Source organism: Aeromonas sp. 95A (assembly GCF_051919235.1).
In the GTDB taxonomy this organism is placed as follows: Bacteria; Pseudomonadota; Gammaproteobacteria; order Enterobacterales; family Aeromonadaceae; genus Aeromonas; species Aeromonas veronii.
This window is the reverse complement of the sequence record NZ_JBQBFC010000001.1, coordinates 4506399-4523449: the sequence shown is the minus strand read 5'-3', so window position 1 is coordinate 4523449 and position 17051 is coordinate 4506399. Positions and strand designations below refer to the sequence as shown.

Here is a 17051-nt window from a genome sequence, read left to right as displayed (position 1 = left end):
CCCGACTCACAGTTTGCCACGCCGTTAGCTGGTATATTGCCCTCTCTTTGGCACTAACAGACTGAATTGACGCACATTTGCCTTATCCCATCGGCCCACAAGCCGCTGCGCCACGGCGCGATTCAGCCCGACAGAGGACCTTTTGATGAAACAGACCCTTCTAGCCCTCACCCTCGGCGGCCTGCTGGCGCTCTCGCCCCTCGCCCTGCAAGCGGCCGAGAGCTCGATGCAAATGGAGCACGACCTCAATACCCTGGTCAGCAAACGCCAGGCGGTGGACATGTTGCTCGGCGAAGCGCTGCAAATCTACAAGTCGCCAGCCAAGATCTCCCACGCCGGTTTTACCGCCAAGATGCCGAGCAATATGGAGCTGGTGACCGAGCGGCTGCTGGCCGCCTACCAGCTTGAACCCTACCGCACCGACCTGCTCATCTCGGCGGCCAACGCCCAGATCTACAATGGCAACCTGAGCCGCGCCATCACCTTGCTGGAGCAGGCGCAAGCCGTCGCCCCCGATGATCTCGACATCAACAGCTATCTCGCCATCTGGCAGCTGGTGAAGGGTAACAAGGAGGCTTCCCGCAGCTATCTGGCGAAAGTGGCGGATCGCAACAGTGGCCGCGCCGCCGATCTGGAGGAGATCATCGCCCGGGTGCAGCGGATCACCGCCGCCCCGCTGCAGACCGAACTGACCGAGGATCAGGTCAAGGCCAGCAGGGAGGGCAAACGCGCCATCGTCACCCTGGGCTACGCCCTCAATCCCGACGGCAGCATGGACAAAATCCTGCTGGGCCGCCTGCAAACCACCCTTGAGCTGGCCAAAGCCGATCCGGAAGCGCTGCTCATCCTGACCGGCGGCGTGCCCCAGAACCGCCAGACCGAGGGCAAGCTGATGGCTGACTGGCTGGCCAACCACGGCATCGACCGCAGCCGCCTGATTGAAGAGAACTACGCCACCAGCACGGTGGATAACGCCCTCTACAGCGCCTATGCCCTCGCCCGCCACCAGATTGACTATGCGGTGCTGGTAAGCTCCGCTAGCCATGTACGCCGCGGCCAGACGGTGCTGGAAATCGCCTGCGACCAGATTGGCCCGGCCAACCTCAAGGTGGCGAGCGTCAGCTACCCCGACAAGCCCCTCGAGGAGCTGGCCACCCCGAGCGAGAGCGAGCTGCTCGGCATCTATCGCGACGCCCTGCGCACCTACGGCATGTGGAGCTACCGCTCCGCCCCGCTGATCGAGCGTTGATCGGCCATCAAAACGAAAAAGAGAGGGAGGCGTGATGCCTCCCTCTCTTTTTATTGACCGATGATTGGCCAAGCCGCGCCCGTTAGCTGACGATAAAGCCCTGCGAGGGGGCCGCTTTGGGATCGTCACCGAAGCGGTTTGGCCCCTTCTGGCCATTGCAAACCATAAAGTAGATAAGCACCAGGGTGCCGATAATGGGGATGAGCCCGAGCAGCAGCCACCAAGCGCTGCGGTCGGTATCGTGCAGGCGACGGGACGCCACCGCCAGCGATGGCAGCAGCACCGCCAGCGAATAGATGGAGCTGATCAGCTCATTGTCGCCGCCAATCAGCTTGTCCACCATGCCGAGCAACAGCATGACGATGACGTTGCACAGCACGAACATCCAGTATTCGGTGCGACGGGCCCGCCCGCTGAATACCGCATATTGCTTGAGGACCGAGATATACCAGTTCATTGCGCCTCCTGAGTGGCCTTTATGCCTATGAATAAAAAAGAGAGTCGATAAAACAAGTAGTTAAGAGCTTAGCGCGATCATCCCCCCGAGTCGACAATGATGCCCGAACGTCTCCCAAACTAATCAGCTGCGGCAATCATTGACCGACCGAGCCGGAAGATAATTTGCCCTGCAACAGGGAAAATCACCCCCATCAGCGCATCACTCTCGTCACAAGCAGGAAAATGGTGCTTAATAATCCATTAGCAATCGTATGGACTCAGCGTGAGGATAGCGGTAGATTCGGCGCCCAATCCTGAACAGGATCTGTGTCTCCCTCCCATAATGAATCCACTTATTCATTACTTCTCCTAACACAGGGATAGCCATGAGTATTACACGCAGAGATTTTCTCAACGGCGTTGCCATCACCATTGCGGCAGGCGTCGCCCCCATCAATCTGCTCAAGGCTGCCGAAGGCGGCAGCACGCTGGCGGATAAAACCCTGGCCTACCCGCCCGCCCTCACCGGCCTGCGCGGTAACCACCCGGGCTCCTTCGAACCGGCCCACAGCATCGCCCGTGACGGCAAGCAGTATGATTTTGCCAATATTCCCCTAGAGGGAGAGTACGATCTGGTGATCGTCGGCGCCGGGATCAGCGGTCTGGCCGCCGCCTGCTTCTACCAGCAACTGCTCGGCGCGGATAAAAAGATCCTGCTACTCGACAACCACGATGACTTCGGCGGCCACGCCAAGCGCAACGAGTTCACCACCCCCGATGGCCTGCGTCTGGGTTACGGCGGCAGTGAATCCCTGCAATCGCCGCGTTCGGTCTACAGCCCGGTGGCGCTCGGTCTGCTCAAGGCGCTGGAGGTCAACATCGACGAGCTGGCCGCCGGTTTCCAGCAGACCTTCTATCCGGATCTGGGGCTCAGCCGCGGCGTCTATTTCGATGAGAAGCACTTTGGCGTCAACAAGATAGTGAACGGCGATCCGGGTCACAACGTGGCGGACGATATCCCCCGCGATCGCCTGAACGGTCGTCCGCTGGCAGAGTTTATCGGTGACTTCCCCCTCGATGATGCCGACAAGGCCGCCCTGTTGGCCCTGCACGAATCGAAGATCGACTACCTGAGCGGCATGACCCGCGAGCAGCAGGACGAGTGGGTGACCCGCAACAGCTACACCACCTTCCTGCGCGATAAAGTGGGCCTGAGCGAGCGGGCGATCACTTACTTCCAGCAGCGCACCAACGATTTCCAGGCGGTCGGCATCGACGCCACCGCCTGCGCCGATGCGCGTCTGTGCGCCTTGCCGGGGTTCGACGGCCTCAATCTGACGCCACTGGATGCCGAGGAGCAGGCGGAACTGGACGACCCCTACATCTTCCACTTCCCCGATGGCAACGCCGGTCTCACCCGCCTGATGGTACGCAAGCTCATTCCGCAGGTGGCGCCGGGTCACACCATGCAGGATGTGGTGCTGGCCAAGTTTGACTACAGCAAGCTCGACCTGCCGGAGCACAAGGTGCAACTGCGCCTTGGCAGCACGGCGCTGCAGGCCAAAAACGTGCGCCTCGCCGACGGCAAGCTGGCGGTGGATGTCACCTACATCAAGGAGGGGAAACTGCACCGGGTGCGGGCCAAGCAGTCGATCATGGCTGGCTACAACATGATGATCCCCTACATGGTGCCCGAGATGCCGGAGCCCCAGAAGGAGGCGCTGCGCCAGAATGCCAAGGCGCCGCTGGTCTACACCAAAGTGGTGATCAAGAACTGGCAAGCTTTCGTCAAGCTGGGGGTACACGAGGTCTACTCCCCCGCCGCACCCTACAGCCGGGTCAAGCTCGACTATCCGGTCAGCATGGGTGGCTACGAGCATCCCAAGAGCCCGGATCAGCCGATGTGCCTTCACATGGTCTATGTGCCGACCCTGCCGGGCAGCGGCCTCTCGGCCCGCGAACAGTCCCGCAAGGGGCGCGCCATGATCCTCGGCATGCCGTTCGAACAGCATGAGCAGATGATCCGCGAGCAGTTGCAGGGGATGCTGGGCAGCGCCGGTTTCAACCATGAGCAGGATATCCTCGCCATCACGGTCAACCGCTGGTCTCACGGTTACTCCTATGTCACCAACACCCTGTTTGATGACGAAGCGCAGTGCGAAAAATGGATTGAACTGGGTCGCCAGCCGATCGGCAACATCACCATCGCCAACTCGGATGCAGGCTGGAGCCCCTACGCCCACGCCGCCATCGACGAAGCGTGGCGCGCCGTCAACGAGCTGGTAGCCATGAGCAAGGGAGGTGCCCAATGAGCCGCGCCCTGTCACTGACCGCCAGCGCCCTGCTGCTGGCCCTGCCCGCCCTTGCCGCCAACGCAGCCCCCGCCATGTCGGCGGGGGAATACGTGGCCAAGCTGGGCGATTGCGCTGCCTGTCACACCAGCGAAACCAGCAAGCCGCTGGCGGGCGGCAAAGGGTTCCCGACCCCTATCGGTACCGTATTTGCCACCAACATCACCCCCGACAAGACCCACGGTATCGGCAACTACAGCCTGCCGGAGTTCATCAAGGTGATGCGCGAAGGGGTGGCCCGCGATGGCCATCGCCTCTATCCGGCCATGCCCTACACCGCCTACGCCAAGATGAGCGATAAGGATCTCGAAGATCTCTATCACTACCTGATGAAGGAGGTGCAACCGCTGGCCATCGCCAACAAGGAGAGCGACATCCCCTGGCCCCTCAACATGCGCTGGCCGCTGATGGGCTGGAACTGGGTCTACCACGATGACAGCCGCTTCACCCCGGTGGCGGGCAAAAGCGAAGAATGGAACCGTGGCGCCTATCTGGTGCAGGGTGCCGGTCACTGCGGCAGCTGCCACACTCCGCGCGGGCTCGGCATGCAGGAGAAAGCGCTGACCGAGGCGGATCCCGTCTACCTGAGCGGGGCGGCGCTGGATGGCTGGTATGCCCCCGACATTCGCGGCAGCCGTTACAGCAAGCAGGCGCTGATCGACCTGCTGAAAACCGGCCGCAGCCAGCATGAAGCGGTCGCGGGCCCCATGGGGGAAGTGATCACTCACAGCAGCCAGTATTTCAGCGACGCCGATCTGGCCAGCATCGCTACCTATCTGACCGATCTGAAAGATGAACCGGTGGCGGAGAAAGGGGCCCGCGCCTACGCCAGTGCCAGCGGCAAGGCGGACTACGCCATGTACTGCTCCACCTGTCACGGGGTCAACGGCCAGGGCAATGACCACGTCATCCCCTCGCTGGTCAACAACCGCACCGTGCTGGCGAGCGATCCGTCGAGCCTGATCAACGTGCTGCTGCACGGCGCCGAAACACCGGTCACCCACGGCCATCTGGGTTACCACATGCCGGGCTATGGCTGGACCATGGATGACGAGCGGCTCGCCGAGCTGGTCAACACCCTGCGTGCCTCCTGGGGCAATGAAGGCACCGCCGTCAAGGCGGCAGCGGTCAAGGCCCAGCGCGAGCTGCACGGCAAGGAGTAAGGGCTGTCAGCTCTCTCTTGGCCAAGTGCCATAAGAAAACGGGCCTCCACTGGAGGCCCGTTTGCTATTGATGAACCACGTTCCGGTGCTTATCCCTTGCGGGATTTGGGCCCCGGCAGCGGCGCCGTTGGCTGGCGGTAATCGCCATAGGGGAAGATATTGCGAAACCGCTGAGCCACCGGCTCGGGGATGGAGCGGGAGAAGATCAGCTTCACGCCATCGCCATCGCGCTGCCCCACAATGCGCCCACGCACCGTGTCGTGGCGCAGGATCTGCTTGGCGTGCTCAATAAAGGCGGGTGACACCTTGCCCTGCTTGACCACCACCTTGCCGGGGGCAAGGCGGATCTCGAACAGGGCGCCACGCCCCAGCTTCATCAACCACCAGATCAGCGCAATCGCCACTATCAAGGAAATCCAGGCCATCTTCATCCCTCCCAAGCTCTTGATATAAGGCAGTATAAGCGGCCGTGCGCTCCGATTGTTTGGCGCCGATCACAGCCCCCGCGTCAGCGCAATAGCGCCTCTTTGCTCAGCAATCCTTCCCCCAGCCCACCAGCGTCTCGCGATAGAGCGCCAGCAAGGCTTCATCGCACACCGCCACCCCGACCTGCTGCGGGCGATAGGCTGCCCAGTCATCGTGGGAGTGGCGTTTGCCATCGAACTTTTGCAGGGTGTGGCCGATGGCCGGGCCGCTGGTGATCACCCGCACCGGCCCTTCCCGCAGGGTAAAGAGGGTCGGGTCAATGACATAGGCGATAGCGGACGGGTCGTGAACGTGGCAACCGGAGAGCCCCAGCTTCTCCGAGTAGAAGCGCAGGTAGAAGCGGCTGACATCCCACAGGAAGCGGCCCGGCTCCCCCGCCTTGTCCCTGAGTTCATCCAGATAGGCGCTGCTGAAGAAGCTCTGCTGGGTCACGTCCAGCCCGATGATCACCACCGGCCAGTCGGCGGTAAAAACCCGGTCGGCGGCATCGGGATCGTCGTGGATATTGGCTTCGGCATAGGGGGTCACGTTGCCACGATGGCCGTTGACGCCAAAGGCGCCGCCCATCACTACCACCTGTTTCACCAGCGAGACAATCTCGGGCGCCTGTTGTAGCGCCAGCGCCAGATTGGTCAGCGGGCCGATAGTGACTATGGTGATCTCCCCCGGCGCGGCTTTCACCGCATCGACAATATATTGCCAAGCGGGGCGAGGATCCGGAGCGATAGTCACCTCCCCCGCCTCCATATCGCCAAAGCCGCTCGGGCCGTGGACTATAGTGGTGGGGCCAACCGGCTCGCGCAGCAGCGGGGCAGCCGCGCCTTTGGCCACATCTGCTTTCATGCCGTACTTCTGCTTGAGCCAGAGGGCGTTGCGGGTGCCATTGTCGATAGTGGCGTTACCAAAAACTGTGGTGATGGCGAGCAGCTCGATGGCGGGGTGGGCCTCGGCAAACAGGATGGCCATGGCATCGTCGATACCCGGATCGGTATCCAGAATGATTTTATGGGTCATGAGAAATTCCTACGGTGACAAACCCTGCGACAAAAGGGAGAGTCTACCCGGCTGACGGCCCCATATCCCGGCATGGGATCACAGAGCGGGCCTTTGCTCCCGACAACGACACGCTGCTGACGACAATCTGCATAAAAAAACGCGGCCCTGTTGCCAGCACCGCGCCCTTTATCGTTGTTCGTTATCTGCTATCTGGCAGTGATCTGCCTTACTCCGCCCCTCAGTGCTTGCGGTGCCAGCGCGGTGAGGTCGCCTTCTCCCCCCAGGGGGTGACGCAGGGGAGCAGCGCCCCTTCAATCACCATCTCGCTGCCTGCCAGCGCTTCGGCGATCTTCTGGTGCAGCACCCGCAGTACCTTGCCCTCGTGCTCGGCCAGAGAGTGGCCCGCGGCAAAGAATTCCGGCTGATATTGCAGTGCCAGCTTCTGGGCGAATTCGTAGGTGTTGAAGCAATCCGGCATCCGCTCAACCACATCTTCAAGCCGGGCCAACAAGCTGTTCAGTTCCCTGGTCATAGTGCTCTCTCCGTGTAGGTTAATAGCCAAAAACTACCCCTTATTAGATAAGCCACCAACGAGCAAACCACAAAAGTGTGGGGAGACACACAGTTCTCTCTTGCGTCGGGATATTGGTGAACGGCAGACAGCTTGCCAGCTTTACATTCCGGTAACAAACAGCTAGATTTAGACCGACTAATCAGTCGGTCATTTTTCATGCGGAGAACAACATGGGTGCGGCGCAGCTTCAACACACTCCTGAGGATATCCTCGCCATCAAATTGTCCCTGCCGGATCAGCTGGCACGGCTCAAGCGGGCGAGTCTGGCTCACCCCATGCCTACCCTGGCCGAGCGACGGGTGCAGCTAACCAAACTCAAACAGGCGTTGCTCGCCCACAAGGGGCAGCTGTGCAAGGCGCTGGCGGCAGATTATGGCCAGCGCAGCCACTACGACAGCCTGATCGCCGATGTGCTGCCCTGCATCATGCAGATCAACTACACCCAGAAGCGGCTCAAACGCTGGATGCAGCCCCACCGCCGCCACACCGGCCTGCTGCTGGCCCCCGCCAAAGTAGAGGTGCACTTCCAGCCACTCGGGGTGGTCGGCATTATCGTGCCGTGGAACTTTCCGGTGATGCTGAGCCTTGGCCCCCTCATCACCGCCATCGCGGCGGGCAACCGGGCGATGCTGAAACTCTCCGAGTTCACCCCCCATACCAATGCCGTGCTGCGCACCATGCTCACCAGCGTATTTGACGAAAACGAGATCGCCATCATCGAGGGGGATGCCCAGATGGCGGCGGCATTCAGCTCACTGCCGTTCGATCACCTGCTCTTTACCGGCTCTACCATGGTAGGCAAGCTGGTGATGGCCGCCGCCGCGCCCCAGCTCACCCCCCTCACCCTTGAGCTGGGTGGCAAGAGCCCTTGTCTCATCGCCCCCGACATGCCGATCGCCACTGCGGTCGAGCGGATGATCTTCGGCAAGAGCCTCAACGCCGGACAGATCTGCGTCGCCCCCGACTATGTGCTGCTGCCCCGTAGCGAGGTGGATAACTTTATCGCCGCCTATCGCCGCCACTTCCGCAAGCTCTACCCGCAGGGGCTCAATAGTGCCGACTACGGCGCCATCATCAACGACCGCCAGTATCAACGTCTCGTCAGCTGGCTCGATGAAGCCGAGCAGGCGGGTGCCCAGCTCCACCCCTGTGGCAGCCCGGCCCGCGATGACCAGCGTCGCCTGCTGGTGCCCCACCTGCTGACCGGGGTACCAAGTCAGTGTCAGGTGATGCAGCAGGAGATCTTCGGCCCGCTGCTGCCGCTTATCCCCTACGACACCCTGGAGGAGGCGCTCGCCTATGTGGCTGAGCGGCCCCGCCCGCTGGCACTCTATCTGATGAGCTTTGACCCCGAGCTGCAGGCGCGAGTGACCCGGGAGACCCACTCCGGCGGCATGGCGATCAACGAGAGCCTGTTTCAGGTGGCGGCCGACGATGTGCCGTTTGGCGGCATCGGCGCCTCCGGCATGGGCCACTACCACGGCCACGAGGGGTTTCTTACCTTCTCCAAGGCGAAAACCGTGCTGACCCGCGGCAAGTTCACCACCGGCTCCCTGATCCATCCGCCCTACCACAGCTGGATCCAGAGGCTGATGATGGCCTTCTTCCTGCGCTGATGGAGATGACAATGAATCAGGCTATCCCACAGCCACAAACCATGACCGACAAGCGCCGCCAGATCCTGGATGCCGCCCTCGCCCTCTGCGCCGAAGATGGCCTGCAGGGGGCTGCCACCGCCCGTATCGCCAAGGCAGCCGGGGTGGCCAACGGCACTCTGTTCCACCACTTTCCGAGCAAGGAGGCACTGATCCTCGCCCTCTATCAGGATGTAAAGACCCGGATGGGGAGCGCCATCCATGAAGCAGATCCCACCCTGCCGCTGTACGACCAGACCCGCCACTACTGGCAGCTGGCGATGGAGTGGATGCAGGCTAACCCCAATGAGCTCAAATTTGTGCTGGGTTTCTTTCACTCTCCGCTGCTGGCCAGACCGGCCCGCAGCCAGATCCTGAACGATGCCCTGCGCTTTCTGCCTGCCCTGCTGGCAAAGGGGCAGGCCAGCGGCGAGCTGATGCAGGCCCCCGCGCCACTGTTGCTGGAGGTGTGTCAGGGCCAGTTCCTCGCCTGCGCATCACTGTTTGTCGATCAACCGGAGCTGGGAGAGGACGACTACTGGCAAGCCAGTGCGTTCGCCCTCTTCTGGTCAGCCATCTCAGGAGCCAATCCCCATGCAAACACGGATGTTTGAACCTGTGGCCGCCCTTGGCCGCCGCCTCTGGATCACCACTCTGCTCTGGGTGGTAAGTCGTACCCTCTGCCGCGCCGCCCGCACCGATGAGGCGGTACGCCGCGAATTGGCGCCGTTGCCGGACGGGCTGGCAATCCGCCTCGAAGTAGGCGGCATCGGCTACTCCATGAACATGCACAAGCAGGGTGGGCGCTGGTATCCCGGCGCGCCAGTCGCCCCTCATGCCACCATCCATCCGCTGCGGGTGCGCTTCAAGCATCCCAATATCGCCTTTCGCGCCCTGAGTTTTCGGCTCGGGGTCAATCAGGCATTTGGCGAAAACCGGCTGCTGGTGGAGGGAGACCTGACCGTTGCCATGCATCTGGTGCGGGGGCTTGAGCAGTTGCAGTCCCTGATCCTGCCCGCCTTTATCGCGCGGCCGCTGCTGCGCCACTATCCCGCCCCGACCAACAAGATCGGCCGGGCCTGCAACATCTATCTGGGTCTGGTGACCGGCTAACGCGCAAGGAGCCTTGAAATGAGCCGCTATTACGATTTTTTCTGCCCGGTCAAACTGCTGGCCGGTGAACAGGCGCTGGAGCAACTGGCCAGCGAGCTGGCCAGCCTCGGGGCCCGTTGCCCGCTGCTGCTGACCGACAAGGGGGTCAATGCCACCGGCCTTGCCACCCTGCTGGCCAATGTGCTGGCCGAGGGGGAGCTGCCGGTCGCCGCCATCTGGGACGAGATCCCGGCCGACTCTTCCACCGCCGTGGTGGAGCGGATCGCCAAACGCTATCGCGAGCTCGACTGCGACAGTCTGGTGGCGCTGGGGGGCGGCTCGGTCATCGACACCGCCAAGGCAGTCAACATTCTCACTTCCATGGGGGGTGATCATCTGCTCGACTACTCGGGCGCCGGTTGCCTGACCCGTCCCCTCAAGCCGCTGGCGGTGGTACCCACCACGGCGGGCACAGGATCAGAAGTGACATTGGTTGCAGTGATCAAGGATGAGGCGAGCGGGCGCAAGGTGCCCTTCACCTCCCCCTTCCTGCTGCCCCAGCTGGCGGTGCTCGACCCGCGCCTGACCCAGGGGCTCCCCCTCAATATCACCGCCGCTACCGCCATGGATGCCATGACCCACGCCATCGAAGCCTTTATCGGCACAGCGAAAAACCCGGTGAGCGATGCGCTGGCCCTGATGGCAGTGGAGAAGATCGCCAGCGCCCTGCCGCAAATCATCCACGACCCGCAAAACAAACAGCTGCGACTGCAACTGGCGGAAGGATCCACGCTGGCTGGCATGGCATTCTCCAACTCCATGGTGGGGCTGGTGCACGCCCTCGGCCACAGTCTGGGAGCCCGCTGCCATCTGCCCCATGGGCTGTGCATGAACCTCTTTTTGCCCACCGTGCTCGACTACAACCGCCCCGAGGTGGATAACGAGCTGGCCCGGCTGCTGTTGCCGCTGGTAGGTGCCGAGCGCTTTGCCGCCACCCCGGCCCATCAGCGGGCGGAGGCGACCATCACAGCCATTCGCACCCTGCGCGACACCTTGTGGCAAGCGGTCAAGCTGCCGCGCACCATGAGCGAGGCAGGGGTAAGCGATCGCTCGCTACTGACCGAGATCCGCGATCTGGCGGTCAACGACGGTGCCCTGCTGTTCAATCGCAAGGATGCCGACCGTGAGCAGTTACTTACCCTGCTGGAGCGAGCCTGGGCCTAGTGGCTAATCGGCCGCAACCTCACAAATAAACTGGAATGGCGCATCAGGATGGTGCGCCAACAATGAAAAGAGTTGATCAAAATCCTCTTGGTTCTTTTTGCTCGCGTGGTTGTGGCTATACCAAATAGCCCCCGTATCCCCCATCCACAATGAGATTCTCTTGGCCAACAACAGCCGAATTTTTCTATTTTTACCTGCCGTTTCAAACTGAACCTTGAGTTCAGGGTTGGATGCATCAGAAATCGCAATCTGCCGCTGATCTGGGCAGTTCTGACTTTGAGCCAACACCTTCCGGGTAACTTTCAACATTACCGTGTCCATTTTTACCTCTTCCGAACTTGCTGATTATTGCCACATCGATTCGTGCCAAGATAAAAGCCAGAGAGCAAGAGCTGGCTCAATAATCCTGATAACAATCGATACATCATCCACTATCTGTTCTATACCTTGGCTAACAGTTATGTTGTGCCGAGAGACCCAACTTTATGCCAGAGGTGCCCACCATGAGCGACATCATCCATCAGGCCAACCAGCAGCAGTTCATCTGTATGGTGGAGGGGAAAGAGTCGAGACTGCGCTACCGGCGGCTCGATGCCAAGACCATCGACGCCTACAGCACCTTCGTGCCGCCCGAGCTGCGGGTGCAGGGGATTGCCGATCAGCTGGCGCGTGCCTTCTTCAACTGGACTCAGGCGGAGGGGCTCACTATAGTGCCGAGCTGCCGCTACATTGATGTCTGGTTACGCCGCAATGCCAACAACTGAACCTCTGAACACCGTCCTCGAACAGCAATTCCAAGCCAAAACAGAAGCCCTGCTGCGGGCCGATCCGCAGCGGATGGCCTGCCTGCAAGCCGCGGCCGAGCTCAATCTGCCCGACTGGGCGCTGGGAGCCGGTTTTATCCGCAACCTCATCTGGGATCACCTTCACCACAAGGCGGTGCCCACCCCGCTCAACGATATCGACCTTATCTATCTCGATAAAAGCGATCCGCAAGGGCTGGCTGAAGCGGAGCACGAAGCTTGGCTCGCCAAACGCCTACCCGGCCAGCGGTGGGAGGTACGCAATCAGGCCCGCATGCACACTCGTCAGCTGGTAACGCCGTTTGCCAGCAGCCTTGAGGCGCTCAGCCACTGGGTCGAAGTGCCCACCTGCATCGGAGTGCGCCTGAATCAGGATGGCGAGTTCGAGTGGCTCGCCCCCTACGGCTTTGCCATTAACTGGTCGCTGCAAGTGAGTGCCAACCCCAAATGTCGTCAGGACAAACAGATTTTTACCCAGCGCATCAAGGAGAAACGCTGGCAGGCTATCTGGCCTGACCTTCAGGTAAACTGGCCATAACCTGATTGCAATCTTTCGATAACCTTGGGCACACTAGGGGAAAAGCTGGTTGTAACTCAATGGGTTAAATAATGCGCGACTTCTTCTCTCTCGATCGCTGGCTACCGGGCCTCGCCGCCCTGCTGCATTACCAGCGCGCCTGGTTGATGCCAGACCTTCGCGCCGGACTCTCGGTGGCGGCCGTGGCACTGCCCGTCGCCATCGCCTATGCCGAGCTTGCCGGGGTGGGTGCCATCGTCGGCCTCTACTCCTGCATCCTGCCCATGCTGGTCTATGCCCTGTTTGGCACCTCCCGACAGCTGATTGTCGGCCCCGATGCCGCCACCTGTGCGGTCATCGCCGCCGTGGTGACGCCGCTGGCCGCAGGCGACCCCACCCGTCACTGGCAACTGGTGATGACCATGACCGCCATGACCGGCTTCTGGTGCCTGATTGCCAGCCGCTTCAAGCTGGGAGTGCTGGCGGACTTTCTCTCCCGCCCGATCCTGATGGGGCTGCTCAATGGTGTGGCCATCACCATCATGGTGGGCCAGCTATCCAAGATCTTCGGCTTCACCTTTAGCGAACGTTACCTCATCGAGCGGATCGCCAGCGGGGCCACCTATATCACCCAGACCCATCTGCCGACCCTGGCCATGAGTCTGGTGGCTCTGCTCACCCTGCTGCTGGCCAAGCGCTACAAACCGGCATGGCCCTCCTCCATGGTGGCCATGGTGGTGACCGCTGCGCTGGTGTGGGGCTTTAATCTCGGCCAGTTTGATATCGCCACCCTGGGGACGGTGGGCTCCGGCCTGCCCGCGTTCCAGATGCCGGAATTTCCCCCCGGCCTGATGCGGGAGCTGGTGCTGCCCGCCCTTAACCTCGCCATGGTGAGCTTCGTCTCCATGATGCTGACCGCTCGCAGCTTTGCAGCCAAAAACGGTTATGAGATAGACGCGGACAAAGAGTTTCGGGCCCTCGGTATGGCGAACCTCGCCTCCGCAGTCTCCCAGGGGTTCGCCATTAGCGGCGCGGATTCGCGCACTGCGGTCAACGACGCCAACGGCGGCAAGAGCCAACTGGTCTCCATCATCGCTGCGGCGGTGATCGCCCTCATCACCTTCTATCTGACGGCGCCGCTCAAATATATTCCCACCGCCGCCCTCGGGGTGGTGCTGGTGATGGCCTCACTGTCGCTCACCGATTTTCGCGGTCTCTGGGCCCTGCGCCACTCCGATCGCTCCGCCTTCTGGCTGGCGCTGGTCACCTTTATCAGCGTGCTCACCATGGGAGTGATCCCCGGGATCACCCTCGCCGTGTTGCTGGGCTTGTTCCAGTTCCTGCGCAATGTGATGCGCCCCACCGACCAGCTGCTTGGCATGGATGACGAGGGGGTAGTACGTACCCTGGGGGACAACGAACAGGCCAAAGCCATTCCCGGCATTCTGGTCTATCGCTTCAACTCGCCGCTCACCTACTTCAATGCCCCCTATTTCAAGCGGCGGGTGCTGGCCCTGCTGGTGCAGGATCCCCGAGCCCCCAAGTGTCTGGTGATCGATGCCGTCGCCTGCTTCACCCATCAGGACATCAGCGTGATGAGCATGGTGGGAGAGCTGCACAAAGAGCTGAAACGGCGCGGCATCCATATGGTGATGGCGGGTCGCCACGGCCAGATGACTCACTGGCTAAAGCAGGCGGGCGTGCGGGTCGGCGATGAGGGGATCATCCTCTGCCCCGACATGTATCAGGCGCTGCGCCTGACCCGCTGCTACCGCGAGCCGGTGTTCAAGGATGATGCGGTGGTGGAGAGCACCACAGATGCCATCCGCTCGAATTGGCCACAGGATGATGCCCTGCCCAACTCGGCTCGCCTCACCCTGCCAAGCGAACAGGAGGCGGGCGCCACGCCTGCCTGACCCCTTGGCCTGCTCCCTGGCCGGTGCAATCCTGCACAAGGATTGCACCGGCCTTGGCCTTGGTGTTAAATGCGCCCCCAGAGGGCACTCCCCCGTGCCCTCCCAGCTGTTGGACATGCCATGCAATCTCAATCCCATGCAGGCCCGGGCACGCTCTTTGCGCTGACCTGGCCGCTCTTTATCGATCTCGCCCTGCACTTTCTGACCGGTGCCCTCAACACCTTCATGGTGGGTCACGTCTCCTATCAGGGAGTGGCCGCGCTGGCGGTCGGCAATCAGGTGTTCGATCTCGCCATCACATTGTTCAGCTTCGTCAGCATCGGTACCAGCGTGGTGATCACCCAGTATCTGGGGGCAGGCGATCGGGAGAAGAGTCGGGTGGTGATCCACACCGCCATCGGCTTCAACCTGCTGATCGGTCTGGTAGCGGCCATTGGCGTGATGGCGGGGGCCAGCACCATGCTGGCGCTGATGAACCTGCCTGCCAACCTGATGAGCGACGGGACGCTTTACTTGCAGATCATCGGTCTCTGCCTGTTGCCGGAAGCGGCAGCCCTCTGTCTGGCAGCCACCCTGCGCGCCCACGGCCACACCCGTCAGGCGATGTATGTGACCCTCATCGTCAACCTCATCACCTTCGTTGGCAACCTGCTGCTGCTCTACGGCTGGTTCGGCCTGCCCCAGCTTGGTGTCGCCGGTGTCGCCATCAGCACGGTCGCGGGGCGACTGGTGGGTGTGGTGCTGCTGGTGTGGCTGGTAGCCCGCAAGACCAGTATTCGACTGGTGGTGCGCGATATCGTCCATCCCAGCCGGGAGATGCTGGGCAAGGTGCTCCATATCGGCCTGCCGGCGGCGGGGGAGAACCTCTCCTGGATGCTGCAGTTCATGGTGGTGACAGCCTTTGTCGGACTGCTGGGTGACAAGGCGCTGGCAACCCAGTCCTACTTCTTTCAGATCTGCCTGTTTATCCTGCTGTTTGGCCTCTCCATCGGCCTTGGCAACGAGATCATCATCGGCCATCTGGCGGGAGCAAGACAGTTCGATCGCGCCTATCAGCAGCTACTCAAAAGCCTCAAGCTGGGGCTGGCGGTCACCTGCGTCATCGCCGTGGCGGCGGCCCTCAATGGCCGCACCATCATCAGCCTCTTTACCGATGATGCCGACATCATCACCCAGGTGGCGCAACTGTTTCTTATCAGCCTTATCCTCGAACCCGGCCGCACCTTCAATCTGGTGGTGATCAACGCCCTGCGGGCCACCGGGGATGCCCGTTTCCCCCTCTACATGGCGTTGCTCTCCATGTGGGGAATTGCCGTGCCACTCTCCTATTTCCTCGGTATCATGCAGGGTTATGGACTGGTCGGTATCTGGCTGGCGCTGGCCTGCGACGAGTGGGTGCGCGGTCTGGCCATGTTCTGGCGCTGGCGCAGTCGTCGCTGGCAAAACAAAATTCTTGTTGAAACAAAAGCGGAATCACAATGAAGAAGATAGGACTCTTGCTGGCTGCCATCCTGCTCAGCCCCCTGGCCATGGCGCAAACTGCCCCTGCCGCTCCCAAGGCTCAAGCCACCCAGACCTGGTATGTGGCCCCCATCGCCATCGATGAAACCAGCGACGCCCAGAAGGCGCTGACCAAGGACTTCATGGCCCAGATGATCAAGACCATCAAGATCAACGAGTACCAGACCGGCAAGGCGGTGGGCAACACCAAGAAGCCTAAGTGGCTGATCCGCACCAAGCTGATCCCCGCCAGCAACGAGCCGCTGGTCGGCAAGAAGCACCCCCAGGGTCTCACCTACGGCAAGGGCAATCCGACCCAGGAGATCGTCGGCGAGCTGCTGATGAACGGCACCCTGGTGGCCCACATCGGCCAGGGCTGGCGCGAGCCTATCGTCCCGGGCACGCCGGTGGCTGACAAACTCTCCATCGCCAACTATCGCTACGCCATCGGGGATCAGGCCAAGTCGGCGGATCTGGAGGAGCTGGCGGCCCAGATTGGCTTTGAAGCGGGCAAGGTGATCCACCGCGATGGCAAGCCGCTACCCGAGAAGAAAAAGAAAAAAGAGCAGGCGGACGAAGATAAAGAGTAACGTTGCCTGCATCCATAAAAAGGGGCCACTCGGCCCCTTTTTTGATCCTGCACCCTCACGCCAACACTGCCCCTGTTGTGACTTGTCGCACAGTTTGGCTCACCATTCAGATTGATAAATTACTTATCTTGTTTTGATTCAACAAGTTATAAATATCCCGCCGAATACTCCAAATCATTGCCCCCAAATCCGATCAGGATCACATTTATCCCCGGCACTAAGGGGTAGCTTTGGTCTTACAGGCACAATCAAACGAAACAAAGGAGGCTCCATTACATGTTCCCAGAGTACAGAGAACTCATCTCGAAACTGAAGAGCAGTGATGTCCATTTCCAGAAGAAGTTTGACTTGCACAACGACTTGGATGCGGAGATTAGAAAGTTGGAAAAGCATCACGCCAGCGACTATAGCGCCGAGGTGAGAGATCTGAAAAAACAGAAACTCAAACTGAAAGAGGAGATATACGACATCCTCAAACAACATCCACAATAGATGCCTCGAAGAATATGCGGATAAGC

18 protein-coding genes are annotated in these 17051 nt (G+C 61.0%); 13 read left to right on the top strand and 5 right to left on the bottom strand.

Translation table 11 applies throughout. The features are described 5' to 3' along the window. Positions 1-145 precede the first annotated feature (145 nt). The gene (locus ACTG2U_RS20700) at positions 146-1249 is read left to right on the top strand and encodes a YdcF family protein (RefSeq protein ID WP_149152559.1); all 1104 of its coding nucleotides are present in this window, start codon (positions 146-148) and stop codon (positions 1247-1249) included. 82 nt (positions 1250-1331) lie between these two features. Here the strand turns inward: ACTG2U_RS20700 and ACTG2U_RS20695 are convergent, their stop codons facing one another. Beyond that, a complete protein-coding gene (locus ACTG2U_RS20695) occupies positions 1332-1706 on the bottom strand; it encodes a DUF805 domain-containing protein (protein ID WP_439975077.1) in 375 nt (124 codons plus the stop codon). 367 nt (positions 1707-2073) lie between these two features. On the opposite strand from ACTG2U_RS20695, the gene ACTG2U_RS20690 reads away from it, so the two are divergent. Further along, complete coding sequence (locus ACTG2U_RS20690; RefSeq protein WP_043821315.1) at positions 2074-3999, top strand: NAD(P)-binding protein; 1926 nt, start codon at positions 2074-2076, stop codon at positions 3997-3999. Then, the gene (locus ACTG2U_RS20685) at positions 3996-5201 is read left to right on the top strand and encodes a c-type cytochrome (RefSeq protein WP_042656989.1); all 1206 of its coding nucleotides are present in this window, start codon (positions 3996-3998) and stop codon (positions 5199-5201) included. The genes ACTG2U_RS20690 and ACTG2U_RS20685 overlap by 4 nt, the downstream gene beginning before the upstream one ends. Positions 5202-5290: 89 nt before the next feature. Here ACTG2U_RS20685 and ACTG2U_RS20680 read toward each other — a convergent pair whose 3' ends face one another. The 3 genes from ACTG2U_RS20680 to ACTG2U_RS20670 all read right to left on the bottom strand — a co-directional run bounded on the left by ACTG2U_RS20680 (position 5291) and on the right by ACTG2U_RS20670 (position 7215). Next, on the bottom strand, positions 5291-5626 hold the full coding sequence (locus ACTG2U_RS20680) for a DUF3634 family protein (protein WP_005353195.1): 336 nt from the start codon (positions 5624-5626) through the stop codon (positions 5291-5293). Positions 5627-5732: 106 nt separating this feature from the next. Continuing rightward, a complete protein-coding gene (locus ACTG2U_RS20675; protein WP_439975076.1) occupies positions 5733-6701 on the bottom strand; it encodes a nucleoside hydrolase in 969 nt (322 codons plus the stop codon). 220 nt (positions 6702-6921) lie between these two features. Then, a complete protein-coding gene (locus ACTG2U_RS20670) occupies positions 6922-7215 on the bottom strand; it encodes a hypothetical protein (protein ID WP_005353197.1) in 294 nt (97 codons plus the stop codon). Positions 7216-7427: 212 nt separating this feature from the next. Between ACTG2U_RS20670 and ACTG2U_RS20665 the strand changes: the two genes are divergently transcribed. From ACTG2U_RS20665 to ACTG2U_RS20650, 4 genes are read left to right on the top strand one after another with little or no spacing between them, the layout of a single operon-like run. Then, complete coding sequence (locus ACTG2U_RS20665; RefSeq protein WP_439975074.1) at positions 7428-8873, top strand: coniferyl aldehyde dehydrogenase; 1446 nt, start codon at positions 7428-7430, stop codon at positions 8871-8873. A gap of 11 nt (positions 8874-8884) precedes the next feature. After that, positions 8885-9505, top strand: coding sequence for a TetR/AcrR family transcriptional regulator (locus ACTG2U_RS20660; RefSeq protein ID WP_005337741.1), 621 nt, complete (start codon positions 8885-8887; stop codon positions 9503-9505). Then, positions 9486-10004, top strand: a complete 519-nt coding sequence (locus tag ACTG2U_RS20655; protein ID WP_439975073.1) for a hypothetical protein — start codon at positions 9486-9488, stop codon at positions 10002-10004. The genes ACTG2U_RS20660 and ACTG2U_RS20655 overlap by 20 nt, the downstream gene beginning before the upstream one ends. Before the next feature lie 18 nt (positions 10005-10022). Further along, a complete protein-coding gene (locus ACTG2U_RS20650) occupies positions 10023-11207 on the top strand; it encodes an iron-containing alcohol dehydrogenase (protein ID WP_439975072.1) in 1185 nt (394 codons plus the stop codon). A gap of 3 nt (positions 11208-11210) precedes the next feature. Here the strand turns inward: ACTG2U_RS20650 and ACTG2U_RS20645 are convergent, their stop codons facing one another. Beyond that, on the bottom strand, positions 11211-11516 hold the full coding sequence (locus tag ACTG2U_RS20645; RefSeq protein WP_182963575.1) for a hypothetical protein: 306 nt from the start codon (positions 11514-11516) through the stop codon (positions 11211-11213). A gap of 194 nt (positions 11517-11710) precedes the next feature. On the opposite strand from ACTG2U_RS20645, the gene ACTG2U_RS20640 reads away from it, so the two are divergent. The 6 genes from ACTG2U_RS20640 to ACTG2U_RS20615 all read left to right on the top strand — a co-directional run bounded on the left by ACTG2U_RS20640 (position 11711) and on the right by ACTG2U_RS20615 (position 17025). After that, the gene (locus ACTG2U_RS20640) at positions 11711-11971 is read left to right on the top strand and encodes a GNAT family N-acetyltransferase (RefSeq protein ID WP_005337747.1); all 261 of its coding nucleotides are present in this window, start codon (positions 11711-11713) and stop codon (positions 11969-11971) included. Further along, positions 11958-12548 (top strand): nucleotidyltransferase family protein, encoded by a 591-nt coding sequence (locus ACTG2U_RS20635; protein ID WP_439975071.1) that lies wholly within the window; start codon positions 11958-11960, stop codon positions 12546-12548. The genes ACTG2U_RS20640 and ACTG2U_RS20635 overlap by 14 nt, the downstream gene beginning before the upstream one ends. 71 nt (positions 12549-12619) lie before the next feature. Continuing rightward, a complete protein-coding gene (locus ACTG2U_RS20630) occupies positions 12620-14443 on the top strand; it encodes a SulP family inorganic anion transporter (RefSeq protein ID WP_439975070.1) in 1824 nt (607 codons plus the stop codon). A gap of 120 nt (positions 14444-14563) precedes the next feature. Further along, the gene (locus tag ACTG2U_RS20625; RefSeq protein ID WP_439975069.1) at positions 14564-15925 is read left to right on the top strand and encodes an MATE family efflux transporter; all 1362 of its coding nucleotides are present in this window, start codon (positions 14564-14566) and stop codon (positions 15923-15925) included. Next, entirely contained in the window at positions 15922-16533 is a 612-nt protein-coding gene (locus tag ACTG2U_RS20620) for a hypothetical protein (RefSeq protein WP_040094762.1), read from the top strand. The genes ACTG2U_RS20625 and ACTG2U_RS20620 overlap by 4 nt, the downstream gene beginning before the upstream one ends. A 276-nt stretch (positions 16534-16809) precedes the next feature. Then, entirely contained in the window at positions 16810-17025 is a 216-nt protein-coding gene (locus ACTG2U_RS20615; protein ID WP_005337763.1) for a YdcH family protein, read from the top strand. The last annotated feature ends 26 nt before the right edge of the window (positions 17026-17051 follow it).

Excerpts from the sequence above, each read along its gene's own strand:
- ACTG2U_RS20680 (WP_005353195.1), bottom strand. The coding sequence starts at position 5,626 with ATGGCCTGGATTTCCTTGATAGTGGCGATTGCGCTGATCTGGTGGTTG.
- ACTG2U_RS20645 (WP_182963575.1), bottom strand. The coding sequence starts at position 11,516 with ATGTTGAAAGTTACCCGGAAGGTGTTGGCTCAAAGTCAGAACTGCCCA.
- ACTG2U_RS20655 (WP_439975073.1), top strand. The coding sequence starts at position 9,486 with ATGCAAACACGGATGTTTGAACCTGTGGCCGCCCTTGGCCGCCGCCTC.
- ACTG2U_RS20650 (WP_439975072.1), top strand. The coding sequence starts at position 10,023 with ATGAGCCGCTATTACGATTTTTTCTGCCCGGTCAAACTGCTGGCCGGT.
- ACTG2U_RS20700 (WP_149152559.1), top strand. The coding sequence starts at position 146 with ATGAAACAGACCCTTCTAGCCCTCACCCTCGGCGGCCTGCTGGCGCTC.
- ACTG2U_RS20615 (WP_005337763.1), top strand. The coding sequence starts at position 16,810 with ATGTTCCCAGAGTACAGAGAACTCATCTCGAAACTGAAGAGCAGTGAT.
- ACTG2U_RS20665 (WP_439975074.1), top strand. The coding sequence starts at position 7,428 with ATGGGTGCGGCGCAGCTTCAACACACTCCTGAGGATATCCTCGCCATC.
- ACTG2U_RS20625 (WP_439975069.1), top strand. The coding sequence starts at position 14,564 with ATGCAATCTCAATCCCATGCAGGCCCGGGCACGCTCTTTGCGCTGACC.
- ACTG2U_RS20630 (WP_439975070.1), top strand. The coding sequence starts at position 12,620 with ATGCGCGACTTCTTCTCTCTCGATCGCTGGCTACCGGGCCTCGCCGCC.
- ACTG2U_RS20660 (WP_005337741.1), top strand. The coding sequence starts at position 8,885 with ATGAATCAGGCTATCCCACAGCCACAAACCATGACCGACAAGCGCCGC.
- ACTG2U_RS20690 (WP_043821315.1), top strand. The coding sequence starts at position 2,074 with ATGAGTATTACACGCAGAGATTTTCTCAACGGCGTTGCCATCACCATT.
- ACTG2U_RS20635 (WP_439975071.1), top strand. The coding sequence starts at position 11,958 with ATGCCAACAACTGAACCTCTGAACACCGTCCTCGAACAGCAATTCCAA.
- ACTG2U_RS20675 (WP_439975076.1), bottom strand. The coding sequence starts at position 6,701 with ATGACCCATAAAATCATTCTGGATACCGATCCGGGTATCGACGATGCC.
- ACTG2U_RS20695 (WP_439975077.1), bottom strand. The coding sequence starts at position 1,706 with ATGAACTGGTATATCTCGGTCCTCAAGCAATATGCGGTATTCAGCGGG.
- ACTG2U_RS20620 (WP_040094762.1), top strand. The coding sequence starts at position 15,922 with ATGAAGAAGATAGGACTCTTGCTGGCTGCCATCCTGCTCAGCCCCCTG.
- ACTG2U_RS20685 (WP_042656989.1), top strand. The coding sequence starts at position 3,996 with ATGAGCCGCGCCCTGTCACTGACCGCCAGCGCCCTGCTGCTGGCCCTG.
- ACTG2U_RS20670 (WP_005353197.1), bottom strand. The coding sequence starts at position 7,215 with ATGACCAGGGAACTGAACAGCTTGTTGGCCCGGCTTGAAGATGTGGTT.
- ACTG2U_RS20640 (WP_005337747.1), top strand. The coding sequence starts at position 11,711 with ATGAGCGACATCATCCATCAGGCCAACCAGCAGCAGTTCATCTGTATG.